At 56.4% G+C, this 13,828-nt stretch carries 10 protein-coding genes; 6 read left to right on the top strand and 4 right to left on the bottom strand.

The features are described from left to right. Positions 1-116: 116 nt before the first annotated feature. From BMY44_RS06605 to BMY44_RS06590, 4 genes are all read left to right on the top strand, one after another. Positions 117-2,642 (top strand): PBP1A family penicillin-binding protein, encoded by a 2,526-nt coding sequence (locus BMY44_RS06605; protein WP_089991824.1) that lies wholly within the window; start codon positions 117-119, stop codon positions 2,640-2,642. Positions 2,643-2,710: 68 nt separating this feature from the next. Then, positions 2,711-3,838 (top strand): peptide chain release factor 2, encoded by a 1,128-nt coding sequence (gene prfB, locus BMY44_RS06600; RefSeq protein WP_089991821.1) that lies wholly within the window; start codon positions 2,711-2,713, stop codon positions 3,836-3,838. A 73-nt stretch (positions 3,839-3,911) separates the two neighbouring features. After that, the gene (locus BMY44_RS06595) at positions 3,912-5,264 is read left to right on the top strand and encodes an amidase (RefSeq protein WP_089991819.1); all 1,353 of its coding nucleotides are present in this window, start codon (positions 3,912-3,914) and stop codon (positions 5,262-5,264) included. Continuing rightward, the gene (locus tag BMY44_RS06590; protein WP_089991816.1) at positions 5,246-5,989 is read left to right on the top strand and encodes a DUF2189 domain-containing protein; all 744 of its coding nucleotides are present in this window, start codon (positions 5,246-5,248) and stop codon (positions 5,987-5,989) included. Before BMY44_RS06595 ends, BMY44_RS06590 begins: the two co-directional genes overlap by 19 nt. Before the next feature lie 48 nt (positions 5,990-6,037). On the opposite strand, the gene BMY44_RS06585 is transcribed toward BMY44_RS06590, so the two are convergent. The 4 genes from BMY44_RS06585 to bcp all read right to left on the bottom strand — a co-directional run bounded on the left by BMY44_RS06585 (position 6,038) and on the right by bcp (position 9,311). Next, positions 6,038-6,529, bottom strand: coding sequence for a bactofilin family protein (locus tag BMY44_RS06585; protein WP_089991813.1), 492 nt, complete (start codon positions 6,527-6,529; stop codon positions 6,038-6,040). Beyond that, complete coding sequence (locus tag BMY44_RS06580) at positions 6,519-7,826, bottom strand: M23 family metallopeptidase (protein WP_089991810.1); 1,308 nt, start codon at positions 7,824-7,826, stop codon at positions 6,519-6,521. Before BMY44_RS06580 ends, BMY44_RS06585 begins: the two co-directional genes overlap by 11 nt. A gap of 152 nt (positions 7,827-7,978) precedes the next feature. After that, positions 7,979-8,800, bottom strand: a complete 822-nt coding sequence (locus BMY44_RS06575; RefSeq protein WP_089991807.1) for a ferritin-like domain-containing protein — start codon at positions 8,798-8,800, stop codon at positions 7,979-7,981. Between the two features lie 46 nt (positions 8,801-8,846). Further along, a complete protein-coding gene (bcp, locus tag BMY44_RS06570) occupies positions 8,847-9,311 on the bottom strand; it encodes a thioredoxin-dependent thiol peroxidase (protein WP_089991804.1) in 465 nt (154 codons plus the stop codon). A 97-nt stretch (positions 9,312-9,408) separates the two neighbouring features. On the opposite strand from bcp, the gene BMY44_RS06565 reads away from it, so the two are divergent. Both BMY44_RS06565 and queA read left to right on the top strand, forming a co-directional pair. Next, positions 9,409-12,702 (top strand): DUF3971 domain-containing protein, encoded by a 3,294-nt coding sequence (locus BMY44_RS06565; protein WP_165611796.1) that lies wholly within the window; start codon positions 9,409-9,411, stop codon positions 12,700-12,702. Next, positions 12,699-13,748: a tRNA preQ1(34) S-adenosylmethionine ribosyltransferase-isomerase QueA gene (gene queA / locus BMY44_RS06560; RefSeq protein WP_089991798.1), complete on the top strand. Its 1,050-nt coding sequence runs from the start codon at positions 12,699-12,701 to the stop codon at positions 13,746-13,748. The genes BMY44_RS06565 and queA overlap by 4 nt, the downstream gene beginning before the upstream one ends. Positions 13,749-13,828 lie beyond the last annotated feature (80 nt).

Here is a 13,828-nt window from a genome sequence, read left to right as displayed (position 1 = left end):
CCTTGAAAAAGTGATCAAAATGGCGGCGTAAACTGGCCGAAATCTCCACTGCGGGCTTTGACGATGCCAAAACGGAAGTGTAGGTAGAAGCGGCAAGAATTGGGACCCGACCAGCTGTGTTACGCTTTATTATGTCATTCCTTGGCAGCATTTTTTCGCTGTTGACTCTCGGCACGTTGATGGCGGGACTAATCCTTGGCGGGATTTTTCATGTCTACGGCAAGGACCTGCCAAGCCATGAGGTCTTGGCGCAGTACACACCCAAAACGCTCAGCCGCATTTATGATGGCGAAGGGCAGATTCTGGACGAATTCGCCGCAGAACGCCGCTTGTTCACGCCCGCGGAAGAAATCCCTGACTTGGTGAAGCACGCGTTTATTTCTGCCGAGGACAAGAATTTCTATACCCATGCAGGCTATGATGCGCGCGGCATTGGCGCTGCGTTGTTCGAAGCCGTCGCATCGCGGGGCGAAACGCTGCGTGGGGCATCCACAATTACCCAGCAGGTGATGAAGAACGAATTGCTCGATGGATCGCGTCGGGTCGAACGCAAGGTCAAGGAGATCATTCTGGCGACCCGCGTCGAGCAGGCGATGAGCAAGGATCGCATCCTTGAGATTTATCTGACGGAAATCGATCTGGGCGTGCGCAGCTTTGGTGTGACCGCCGCCGCGCTTTCCTACTTTAACAAACCGTTGGCCCAGTTGACACCGGCAGAGGCCGCGTTCCTCGCTGTGCATCCGAAGGCACCCTATAGCTATCACCCGGTCAAAAACCGTGAAGATGCCATTGACCGTCGCAATTTTATCCTGCGCGAGATGTATCAGAACGGCTATTTGACACGGGAAGAATACGATGAAGCTTTGGCCGATCCGTTGCGTACCGTCCAGAATGGTGATTTCCCAAGCTACCAAAGCGAACGGCCGGATCGCGATTATTTCACGGCTGAAATCCGTCGCCGCGTAACACAGCAATTCGGCATGTCAGAAGAGCAATTCTCGTCCGCCGGATTCTCGATCCGCGCGACCGTCGACCCTGATTTGCAGGTCGAGGCAGAAAATGCGCTGCAACGGGCCCTTGAAAGTTTCGACCGCAGTGTTGGCGAATGGCGGGGCACAGGCAAGTCCATCCCGGTCGAAGCGTTGGAAAGCGAAGCGGCATGGCGTGCAGCCTTGGGAAACACGGTTGTGCCTCGCGACATTGCCCTGGAAAACCCTTGGCATGTTGCCGTCGTTCTTGCGGTCGATGAAAACCAGTTGCAAATCGGTATCGAAGGGATGGCCGAATCCGATGCGGAACCATGGATCGTGCCGCGTAACGATATCGAATGGATGCGCGGGAATTTCTTCGACAACTTTGCGCCAGGCGACGTTGTGCATGTGCGGCGCATGACGCAGGACACCGATGGTGCTTTCATCCGCTGGACTTTACGGCAAGTGCCCGAAGTCACCGGCGGGTTTATGGCAATGGACGTGAATACTGGCCGGGTTCTTGCGATGCAGGGTGGGTTCAGTTTCCAAAGCTCCAACTTCAATCGCGCCACGCAAGCGCAACGTCAGCCGGGTTCTGCCTTCAAGCCGTTCGTGTATGCCGCTGCACTCGATTCTGGCTATTCGCCTGCAACCATCGTGGTTGACGCCCCGATCGAGATTAACACGCCGCAGGGGATCTGGCGTCCAAAGAACGCATCCAACCAGTTCTATGGCCCAACACCGCTGCGCACAGGTATCGAACAGTCCCGAAACCTCATGACCATTCGTCTAGCACAAGAAGTCGGGATCGGCGTGGTTGCGGATTACGCAGAGAAATTCGGCGTATATGATGACATGAACCGTGTGCTGGCCGCCTCGCTTGGCTCCGATGAGACGACACTGTTCAAGATGGTCGCGGCCTATTCGATGTTCGCAAATGGTGGCGAGCGCGTCGAACCAACGCTGGTCGACCGCGTTCAGGATCGCAACGGAGAGACGATCTATCGGCACGATCAACGCACCTGCGAAGATTGCAGTGCGCTCGTTCTCGCTGCGGGGCAGGCACCTCGGATCTCGTCGAACCGCGAACGGGTCATGAATGAAATCACTGCGTATCAGTTGACGTCGATGTTGCAGGGCGTTGTCCAACGCGGGACCGCGCGCAGTGCGGTCAACCTGCCTGTGCCGATCGCTGGCAAGACAGGAACGACGAACGATGCAAAAGACGTGTGGTTTGTAGGCTTTTCATCCAATATCGCGGCCGGGTGTTTCATCGGTTACGATACGCCGCGCAGTCTGGGACGCGGTGCGTCCGGTGGCGGAATTTGCGGACCGGTCTTCAACCAGTTCATGTCAGAAGCCATCAAGCAATACGGTGGTGGTCCCTTCGAGGCCCCTGAGGAATGCCAGTTTATCAAGATTGATCGACTCTCGGGCGCACGTCTTCCTGACAGCGCAAGTGGAGCCAACGTGATTGCGGAGTGCTTCCGTCCCGGCGAAGAGCCGATCTTTGGTATTACCTTCGATGGCGGTTTTGCGATGGGTGGTGATCTTGAGCTGTTCGATGAAGTGTCTGCCCAAACACGGCAAATCACAACGTCAACGGGTCAGTCCACGACCGTTGGACCGCGTGCGACCTTTGGTTCGCTGTCTTCGGGCGGCCTTTACTAACCATTCTTGCTGACACGACGACTGCGGGCTATCACGGCCTGCAGAACCACATTTGATGGAAAACACCCATGCGCGCAGAAACTCAAAACACGATCGATGCGATCCAGACATCGCTGGATCTTCTCGCGCAGCGTCTGGGCGTTGAAACGGCCCAACATCGGCTTGAGGAATTCAATGCCCGCGTCGAAGATCCGAACCTTTGGGATGATGCCGAAGCGGCGCAGAAACTGATGCGCGATCGGCAGACACTTGTTGATGCAATCGCAACGTATGAAGGGATTAAACAGGATCTTGCCGATAACATCGAACTGATCGAACTTGGCGAGATGGAGGACGACGCCGAAGTCGTCGCCGAAGCCGAACAGGCACTGACAAAGCTGCAGTCCAAGGCGGCAGAAAAGGAACTGGAAGCCTTGCTGGACGGCGAGGCCGACGCCAATGACACCTTTCTCGAAATCAATGCCGGTGCCGGAGGTACTGAAAGCTGCGATTGGGCTTCGATGCTGGCGCGAATGTATATCCGCTGGGCCGAACGCAAGGGCTATAAGGTCGAATTGCAGTCGGAAAGCGCGGGTGATGAAGCCGGGATCAAATCCGCGTCTTACAAGATCAGCGGTCACAATGCCTATGGCTGGCTGAAATCGGAAAGTGGCGTACACCGCCTAGTGCGCATCTCTCCCTTTGACAGCGCAGCAAAGCGGCATACGTCGTTCACATCCGTCAAGGTCTATCCGGTCGTCGATGACAACATCGAGATCGAGGTCAATCCCGCAGATATCCGCATTGATACCTACCGCTCCTCAGGGGCCGGTGGACAGCACGTCAACACGACCGACTCTGCGGTGCGGATCACGCACCACCCAACGGGAATCGTTGTTACAAGTTCCGAGAAATCGCAGCACCAGAACCGCGATATCGCGATGAAGGCATTGAAATCCCGGCTGTATCAAATGGAACTCGACAAGCGATCCGCGCTTGTAAACGAAGCCCATGAAAATGCCGGTGATGCTGGGTGGGGCAACCAAATCCGTTCGTATGTGCTGCAGCCCTATCAAATGGTCAAAGACCTGCGGACCAACTACGAAACCTCAGACACCAAAGGCGTCCTTGACGGAGACCTGGATGGACTGATGGGGGCAACGCTGGCTTTGGCTGTATCCGGCAAAAGCCGGGCAGACGCGCAAGCGGACGGTTAGCGCCATAACCCTTTGAATATCGCCTCAGAGTTGGTTCTTGCCAGCAGGACTGTGACAAGCGCATGCTTTGCGCATGGAACATCCTCTACACCGAGACGCCACTCGCATCTTGGCAGATATTAGGTCAGGTCAATTGACCGCCGTAGATCTAATGGAAGCTACCCTCGATCGGATCGCGCAGGTCAATCCAGTGGTCAACGCGGTCGTGTCACTGCGTGCCGCGGACGCATTGCTGAATGAGGCGCGAGAGGCGGACCGTACAGATCAGAAAGGCCCGCTGCATGGATTGCCATTCGCGGTAAAAGACCTTGCCAATGTCGCTGGAATCGCAACGTCAATGGGGTCAACTGCGCTCAAGGGAACGATACCCGACACCTCTGACATCATGGTGCAACGCATTCAGGATGCAGGCGCGATCATCATTGGAAAAACCAACACACCTGAATTTGGGTTGGGCAGCCACACTTTTAATTCAGTGTTTGGCGAAACGCAGAATGCGCATCTGCACGGCAAATCGGCTGGTGGCTCTTCCGGTGGTGCCGCAGTCGCGCTTGCAACCCATATGGTTGCGCTTGCCGACGGGTCCGACATGATGGGTAGTCTGCGTAACCCAGCAGGCTGGAATGGCGTTTATGGGCTGCGACCGACGTGGGGCAGGGTACCGTCCGAACCGCGCGGCGATACGTATCTGCATCAGCTTGCAACGAACGGGCCGATGGCGCGCACGCCGTCTGATCTTGCTCTGCTGCTTGATGTTCAGTCCGGGCCGGATTCACGCCAACCCCTCAGTCGCACGGCACAACCGACACTGCCAGAGATCAATGCTGGCCGATCGCTGCGGCTGGCATGGCTCGGCGACTGGGGCGGAGCCTATGCAATGGAGCCGGGTGTGATTGATACTTGTACCGCCGCGATGTCCGGGTATGACGTCGCAGATATTGGACCACCTTTTCCCGCCGAACAACTTTGGGACGCGTGGATCACCTTGCGTAGCTGGTCTGTCGCACAAAACCTTGGCCCACTATATACCGATAAGAGCACGCGGAATTCACTCAAGCCCGAAGCGATCTGGGAAGTCGAACGCGGGCTTGCACTGTCACTTGTGGACGTCGAGCGGGCCAGCCTGATCCGGTCGAACTGGTTTTCGATAGCATCAAAGCTCTTCGAAATTTATGACGGGCTGGTGTTGCCCACTGCGCAGTGTTTTCCTTTCCCGATCAGCTGGGACTGGCCAAAAGAGATCGCAGGGCGCAAGATGGACACATATCACCGCTGGATGGAGGTGGTCGTTCCTGCCTCTTTGATCGGCTTGCCCGCACTGGCTGTGCCGATTCCCGGACAGCACATGGGACTTCAAATCATCGGTCGGCAAGATGCCGATCTGCAACTGCTTCAATTCGGACTGACATGGCACAGCTCGCTATAAATCCAATCCGCATTTCAGACCTTGCACTGATCCTTAAGGCGGGTTTGCGCGATTTCAGGAAGGCACCTGCTTTCGGGCTGTTCTTCAGCGCCGTCTATGTGATTGGTGGATTTCTGATGCTCTGGCTTGGGGCAGGGCATGTCACCTGGACCCTTGCAACATCGCTGGGTTTTCCACTCATCGCGCCATTTGCTGCTGCGGGCCTTTATGAAGTCAGCAGGCGGATGGAAAAAGGTGAACCTCTGAACTGGAGCGCAATCCTCGGGGTTGTCTGGAACGAACGCACACGGCAGCTGCCGTGGCTGGGTGCGATCATCGTCATCTACTTCTTGTTCTGGACATTTCTTGCGCACATGATTTTCGCGCTTTTCATGGGGCTTTCGACCATGACGAATGTTACGGATAGTCTTGAAGTTTTTCTGACGCCAAACGGCTTGCTCATGATTGTCGTGGAACTTGGCATTGGGGCAATTCTCGCGTTCCTGCTGTTTTCACTTACTGTCGTCAGCCTGCCGATTGTTCTTGATCGCGAGGTGGATTTCGTCACCGCCATGTTGACCAGTCTTGCCGTTGTCAAACAGAACCTCGTGCCAATGCTGCTGTGGGCTGGCATAATTGCGTTGCTCAGCATCGCAGCACTCTTGCCAATGTTTCTCGGGCTGATGATCGTCCTGCCGATCTTTGGCCATGCAACCTGGCATCTTTACCGTCGCGCGTTGGCATAAAAAAAGCGCCCCGTTGGGACGCTTTTATCTTGAACCAGAAGCCAAAGTTTAGGTCTTCGGTGCTTCTGTCGGCATTTTCTTGGCCGGAGCACCTGTTGCCAGCGGATCATCCTGACGTTGCACGGACCCTTCGAAATGTGCGCCCGACTCGATTGCGATCGTCTTGTGGATGATGTCCCCTTCGACACGGGCGGTCGAGGTCAGACGCACCTTCAGGCCACGGACGCGACCGACGACGCGGCCATTGACGACGACGTCATCTGCCACGACCTCACCCTTAACGGTGGCACCTTCGCCAACGGTCAGCAAATGCGCGCGAATGTCGCCTTCAACCTGACCTTCGATCTGGATGTCACCAGTTGTCTTGAGGTTTCCTGTAATGAGCAGATCGGCAGACAGCGTAGATGCTGGCGGCTTTGTCTTTGGCGATGCGCTCGGCTTGTAGTCAGAGGTCGCCGCCGGTGTCGCAGTCTTTGATGCGTCGGTCTTGGATGCATCGGCCGCAGGGCCGGGCTCGTTGATTTTGGATTTAGAAAACATCTTGTCCAGCTCTTATATAAGTCATCGGATTTACAGGCGTTCCGCCCACGCGCACCTCATAGTGCAGATGTGGTCCGGTCGACCGTCCAGAATTGCCCATATCACCAATTCGTTGCCCGCGCGAGACCCTTTGACCGACTGAAACACGCATCGAATTCAGGTGCGCATAACGGGTCTCGATGCCGAACTCGTGCTGAATTTTGATCAGTCTACCATATCCTGACGACCAGCCAGCAGATGTCACTACACCGTCTGCTGTTGCATAGATCGGCGTGCCAATTGGCCCCGCGAAATCGGTGCCGGCATGAAGTCGTCCCCACCGCTGGCCAAAACCAGAAGTGAAGCGGAAGTTCGCTTTCACAGGAATATCGAAAGGTGCCCGCTCTGCCGCGATGCGGTAGAGGTTGATCCGGTCCATACGGTCGAGAATCGCATTGGCACGACCAGCATCCGGATCAGGCCCGCCGCCTTTGGTCGAGAACGCAATTGGCGCAAGCGGTCCACCACTGCCGGAATAACCGCGGCGAACAGCTGATAGCAGACTTTCGGGGTTCAGGCCCGCATTGCGGAACATCTTGTCCAGAGGTTCGACAGACACAAGCATGGCTTCTTCGAGCTGACGGAATATCTCGTCGTTCTTTTCTTGCAGCAACCGCAGTTCCAGCTCGGTTTCGGCTGCGTGATCCAATGCAAAGCGGGCATCTTCCGCGATCTGGTCGCGTTCTGCAGCCGTTTGCGCCAGCGCGCTTGCAAGCAGATCGACGGTGCCACCGGCTTCTTCGCTGATCGCTTCGGCTGTTTGACCGCCATCAGTCGCGCTAAGTGCGGCGATCTGGTCTTCTGCCGCTTCGCGTTCATGCATCACGTCGCGCAATGTTTCCTGCACGACGTCAAGGCCTGTTTCCAGTTCGCGGCGCTGGTCTTCCGTGTTCAAAAGCTCGCTTTGCATGATTGAAATCTGTGCCAAGGCAGAGCTGAACCGTTCTTGTGCAGCGACAGCCTCAGCGGCGCGGGCATCGCGCTCGGCTGAAAGGGCATTCAAGCGCTGTTCATAGATCATTTGGTCGCGTTGAGCCTGTGCGCGGAAGTTGCCGGCACCGATGCTGTCCATCAAAAGAATGGCGGTTGCGATGATCGTCCAAGCCACAACGGCAATGCTGCCGATCCAAGCGACAAGTTGCGTTTCTGATTTAAGGCGAATGAACCGTGTTTCAGTATCAGAGCGCAGAAATAACCGCTTCTCCGGAAGATGTTTTTCAAGCTTTGCGTGAATACGTTGTGTTAGTCGCGATCGCACTGTTCTGTCCCTTGTCCCGTCCCGTTTCGTGGCAGGGTCCCACCCCCGTTTTCGCCACTCCGGTCGGTGTTAGCCAGACTGCGACTGTGCTGCAACGCTTTTGCGGGAAGAAGCACGGGAATCGAGTGAGTTGGGCGGGATGTTGCCGGTTTTTACCGTATTGCACCGGTCTCTTGCGCTAAGGGCCAATAAAAATCGGGAGGAATCCCCGCTTCAGCGCGTTTTTCCTCGTTGAACGGTGGCCGAAGTTCGCTGTGAAAATAGGTCCGGACCAGTTGGTGAAACACGCCTGTCGGGTCAAGATTGTGCCGCCCGCAAAGAAAATGAAACCACTTCGATCCATAGGCAACGTGGTGAACTTCTTCGGCGTAAATCACATTCAACGCGTCGACGGCCTGTGTGTTTTTCGCGTTCTGGAAAATCTTGATCATACCCGGTGTCACGTCGAGCCCGCGCGCTTCCAAAACCATTGGAACGACTGCTAGTCGGCCCATGAAGTCTGTCGCCGTATCTTCTGCTGCCCGCCACATTCCAGCATGAGCCGGAAGCGCTCCATAGTGGCTGCCTTGGACTTCAAGGCACTCGGACATCAGGTTGAAATGCTTGGATTCTTCGTCAGCGGCCTTAACCCAGTCATCATAGAAACCAATGGGCATCGGCGTTTCGGTAAAGCGCGCGATGATATCCCAATGAAGATCGACCGCGTTCAGTTCGATATGCGCCACGGCATGGAGGATCGCACATCGTCCCTCCGGTGTGCCGGGTTTGCGGCGCGGCACATCACGCGGGTCAAGCAACGCAGGTGCGTCTGGGCGGGCGGGTCGCAAAGGCGGTGCGCATCGGCCGATCGATGGGGTCTGTCCAGCTTGCCGCGCCGCTTGCCATTCGGCTGCATACGCACGCGACTTCTGCGTCTTTTCCCATGGATCTGCTGTTTGCAGCACTGCGACTGCCATCTCTGCGAGCGGTCTCATCAGTTAGTTCCGTTGAAAACAGGGCAGATAGATGGATCGACTATCCTCACCCCTTTACCGCCGCAAGCACGGCGTCGACATGCCCCGGTACCTTTACCTTGCGCCAGATTTCCTTGATGTTGCCATCTGCACCAATCAAGAAGGTTGCCCGCTCGATGCCCATGTATGTCTTGCCGTACATGTTCTTTTTGACCCACACACCGTAACGTTCGCAAACATCCCCGTCTTCATCTGACAAAAGTGCAATGTTCAGATCGTGCTTTTTGCGAAACTTTTCATGCTTGACGACGGAATCCTTGGAAACCCCAAGGATGACTGCCCCCGCAGCCGCAAATTCATCGACCTTGTCTGTGAAGCCAACTGCTTCTTTGGTACACCCTGGGGTGTCGTCCTTCGGGTAGAAATAAAGCACAACCTGCTTTCCTGAAAAATCGGCAAGGCTGACTACGTCGCCGCCATCACGGGGCAAGCTTACGGCGGGTGCGGGTTGGCCGACTGTAACGTCACTCATCTGAATGGTCCTTTGTGGCTGGCGTTCGATCATTTTCTCGTTTCGTTTTAGAGTGCGACGCGCAAAGATAAAGAGCGCGAAGGAAACAAGACACACGATGACCGACAGCAACGACGCGGTGGTTCAAGACCTCCCGACACCAAAAAAAGGGCGCGGTCGAAAAGCCGTGCACCATTCTTTGCGTGCGATTTGGCTGCTCGCCACGATCCCGTTCGCCGTCGTGCTGCTGCTGTCCATTCTGCTGATCGACAACGATGTGACTGCACCTTCCTGGGTCAAGAACCGGGTGCAAGAGCGCGCGGCGCTGATCCTCGCCGGGGGAAGCGTTGAATTCGGAGAAATCACAATCAACGTGGGGCGCGACCTGCATCCGCGCGTCAAACTGACGGCGACGACCTTGCGTGATGCAGAGGGCGCTGTCCTTGCAGAAATCGATGAGATTGCGGGGCTGATGTCGCCGCGCGGTCTATTCTTTGAACGTGCAGCCTTGATGCAGGAAATCGACCTGACAGGCGTTGATGTCTCTTTAAAGCGGGCGGCTGACGGAACCGTCGCACTTGCATTTGATCGCGACGCCGACGCGCTTGGAAATGCTCCGAACCTGACAACTCTGATCGAGCAGAGCGAAGCCGTCTTCGACAGACCCGCCTTGCAGGCGATGGAGCAAGTACGGATCAACCAGCTTGGTTTGATTTATGAGGATGCGCGCGCCAAGCAGACTTGGACAATCGACGGGGGCCAGCTGGCACTTGATCTGCGCAATGACGTAACGCGCGTCACAGGTGATCTGCCGTTGAACACCAGCGAAACGCCAGCAAGCATTGATATCGTTTTCGAAAGCCCCCGTAACAGCACGGCTGCTGATCTCTTGTTAAGGGTCGCCAATATCGCCGCGAGTGATCTTGCGACCCAGTCACCGGCGATCAGCTGGATGTCCGGTGTGGACGCATCACTAACTGCAGAACTGAGCACCGGTCTGGATGATCGCGGACAGCTCTTACCGCTGACGGCATCCCTGAACATTGGCTCTGGCGTGTTTCGACCAGAGGCAGGAGCCACACCTGTCACCTTTGACGGAGCAGATATCGCATTGGTGTTTGATCCGGCGCGCAATTTGATCACGTTCGATCAGCTTGACCTGCACTCGGATCGTGGGGCCTTCACGGGGCAGGGGCAAGCGATTGCGCAGAATCTGACGGACGGAATACCAGAAACTTTTCTCGGTCAGTTCCAGTTCACGGATCTGCAGATCAATCCCCCCGGCATCTATGAATTACCATTGCTGATCGAAACGGCATCCGTCGACTTGAGGCTCCAGATCAATCCTTTTGTTCTGGAAATCGGTCAGGCGGTCATTGACGACGCCCGGATTATGGCCATCGGAAAAGGGCATGCAGCCGCAACGCCAGAAGGCTGGATCATCGCGCTCGATATTCGTGGGGACCGGTTGGACAATGAGACGCTCCATCGCTTGTGGCCGCAAGGTACAATTCCAAGAACGCGTGAGTGGTTTGTGAACAACCTGACGACCGCGAATTACCGCGACCTGACATTTTCACTGCGGTCATATCCCGGAAGCCCGACGCGCAGTGCTGCGGGATTTGGTTTTGAAGACGCAACGATCCAATTCATGCGCACGATGCCCAGGATTTCGGACGGGGCGGGTTATGTCAGTCTGGCGAACAACCGGTTCGCGGTTTCGCTGGACAAGGGCAGGGTGATTGCCTCCACCGGCGGCGCGCTTGATATCGCGGGATCTACGCTTGTGATCGCGGACGTTACACGCAAGGAAAACGAGATGTCGCTGAACTTAATAAGCGACAGCGCGATCACTGCCGCGCTTTCCATACTTGATCAGGAGCCCTTCCAGTTCCTGAGCAAGGCAAACCGCGCGGTGACGCTTGCTGATGGGCGGGCACTGATCAATGGCACGATTACGTTCCCGCTGGGACGAAGACCAGAACCGGGTGAGACCCAGTTTGACATTGCAGGAACGCTGCGGCGGGTCAGTTCTGACAGTATTATCCCCAACCGGACGCTGACAGGTGGCACGGTCTTGCTGAGGGCCACGAATACACAATTGCGTTTTGAAGGGGCCGTCAGCGTTGACGGTGTCCCAGTTGTCGGCAGTTATACGTTACCGATTGGTCCGGCCGCGAACGGGAAAAGCCGTGTGGAGGCGGATATCGAATTGTCCCCGCAGTTTCTTGACGCGTTCAATATCGGTTTGCCACCCGGTTCGGTTGCTGGAACGGGACGTGGGCGACTTGAGATTGACCTCGCGCGGGGGGCCGCGCCAGCGTTTTCGCTGACGTCAAATCTGCAAGGCATACAACTCGCGTTGCCGCCAATTGGCTGGTCCAAATCCCCCACAGCACAAGGTCGATTACGTGTGGCGGGCCGGCTTGGTCCGGTGCCGTCAATCGACACGCTTGACGTTGGCGGTGGCGGTCTTTCCGCGAGTGGTGCCATCACTTTCAATGACAACGGCACATTGAACGCGGCGCGGTTCAGTGAAGTACAGCTTGATAACTGGTTGAACGCACCGATCACGCTGCGCGGGCGCGGCGCTGGCCGACCTGTTGCCGTTGAAATTGCGGGAGGCGTGCTTGACCTGCGACGCGCGCGCTTTGGACCTGGTGGGCAGGGCGGTGGCCCGATGTCCATCGCGCTGGATCGCCTGCAAATCACCGATGGAATCGCGCTGACAGCGTTTGCCGGTGACTTTGACGGATCAGGCGGGTTCTCCGGCCAGTTTCAGGGCCGGGTTAACGGCGCTGCCGTTGTGCAGGGCACAGTCGCCCCGCGCAATGGCCGGTCGGCCGTTCGGCTTGTCAGCAACGACGCAGGCGGCGTCGTGCGGGCAGCAGGTTTCATGCGCAACGCTATCGGTGGAACGCTTGATCTGACGCTGTTGCCGGCTGCAGGCGAAGGCACATTTGACGGCACGCTGGCGGTTCGAAACCTTCGGGTGAAGGACGCGCCTGCAATGGCAGCATTACTGGATGCGATCAGTGTGGTTGGATTGCTTCAACAACTTGACGGGCAAGGTTTGGCCTTTGACGCAGTGGATGCGAATTTTCGCCTCACGCCGCGGCAGGTTGTTTTGACGCAATCAAGTGCTGTCGGACCGGGGCTTGGGATCTCGCTGGACGGAATCTACACGCTGTCAAGCAAATCTGTGGATTTCCAAGGGGTTGTCTCGCCATTTTATCTCGTCAACCAGATCGGATCCATTCTGACGCGACGCGGTGAGGGGCTGATCGGTTTTAACTTCAATATTGCCGGAACTGTTGATAATCCCGCTGTCAGCGTGAACCCGCTTTCGGCGTTAACCCCGGGCATGTTCCGCGAAATTTTCCGTCGCGCCCCGCCCGAGGTCACTGAATGAAGCTTTCCGATTTTGATTTCGTTCTGCCAGAAGAATTGATCGCAACGCGCCCGGCACGTCCGCGTACCTCGGCTCGGCTTTTGGTCGCGAATGGCGATGAATTCAATGATCTTCACGTACGCGATATTGTTGACCAACTGGCACCGGGTGACCGGCTGATCCTGAATGACACAAAGGTCATTCCCGCACGTTTAACGGGGCATCGTACACGTGAGTCTGCGGAAAGTCACACAACCGCACGGATCGAGGTGACGTTGCTTGAACCGCAAACCAACGGGAACTGGAGCGCGTTGATCAAGCCGTTAAAAAAGGTCAAGGATGGCGAAACGATTGTCTTTTCCGACGATCTCAGCGCGGTTGTCGCAAGTCGTTCAGACGGGCAAGCCATCTTGGCCTTCAATCTGGCGGGCGATGACTTCGATACAGCACTTGCGGATGTAGGAGCCATGCCGCTTCCGCCCTATATCGCAGCCAAACGGCCCGCCGACGAAGCGGATAAGATTGATTACCAGACAGCTTGGGCCAAACACGCCGGTGCTGTGGCGGCACCGACAGCTTCGCTGCATTTTGATGCCGACCTTCTAGCCGCTCTAAAACAAAAAGGTGTCACCTTTTCCCATGTCACACTGCACGTCGGCGCAGGCACATTCCTGCCGGTGAAGGTGGACGACATCACCCAACACAAGATGCATGCTGAATGGGGACATGTGTCGCAAAGTGCAGCGGCAGAGATCAACGCGACCAAGGCCGCCGGCGGACGTATCATTCCTGTCGGGACCACCGCACTGCGACTGATCGAAAGCGCTGCCAAGAAAGGGCAGGTTGGTCCGTGGAAGGGACCAACCGATATTTTCATCACGCCCGGTTATCAGTTCCAGATCACGGACGGGCTGATGACGAATTTCCACCTGCCAAAGTCGACGCTGATGATGCTTGTTTCCGCGCTCATGGGCACAGACCGGATCAAGGCGATCTACAAACATGCAATTTCGCACAGGTATCGCTTCTTTTCCTACGGGGACAGCTCGCTGCTTTTGCCCCCTTAGACGGGCTATGTGCGAATTCAGCTATGCAATGTCGCTTGTGTCATTGATCTGCCAACTTTGATGATCCATGTGGTTGAGGC

Source organism: Cognatiyoonia koreensis (genome assembly GCF_900109295.1).
GTDB lineage: Bacteria > Pseudomonadota > Alphaproteobacteria > Rhodobacterales > Rhodobacteraceae > Cognatiyoonia > Cognatiyoonia koreensis.
The sequence above is the reverse complement of the archived record's forward strand: the minus strand, read 5'-3'. Positions and strand labels throughout refer to the sequence as shown.

Bases quoted from the DNA above. Each gene is read 5' to 3' on its own strand.
- BMY44_RS06595 (WP_089991819.1), top strand. From the start codon at position 3,912: ATGGAACATCCTCTACACCGAGACGCCACTCGCATCTTGGCAGATATT.
- BMY44_RS06590 (WP_089991816.1), top strand. From the start codon at position 5,246: ATGGCACAGCTCGCTATAAATCCAATCCGCATTTCAGACCTTGCACTG.
- BMY44_RS06585 (WP_089991813.1), bottom strand. From the start codon at position 6,529: ATGTTTTCTAAATCCAAAATCAACGAGCCCGGCCCTGCGGCCGATGCA.
- bcp (WP_089991804.1), bottom strand. From the start codon at position 9,311: ATGAGTGACGTTACAGTCGGCCAACCCGCACCCGCCGTAAGCTTGCCC.
- prfB (WP_089991821.1), top strand. From the start codon at position 2,711: ATGCGCGCAGAAACTCAAAACACGATCGATGCGATCCAGACATCGCTG.
- BMY44_RS06575 (WP_089991807.1), bottom strand. From the start codon at position 8,800: ATGAGACCGCTCGCAGAGATGGCAGTCGCAGTGCTGCAAACAGCAGAT.
- queA (WP_089991798.1), top strand. From the start codon at position 12,699: ATGAAGCTTTCCGATTTTGATTTCGTTCTGCCAGAAGAATTGATCGCA.
- BMY44_RS06565 (WP_165611796.1), top strand. From the start codon at position 9,409: ATGACCGACAGCAACGACGCGGTGGTTCAAGACCTCCCGACACCAAAA.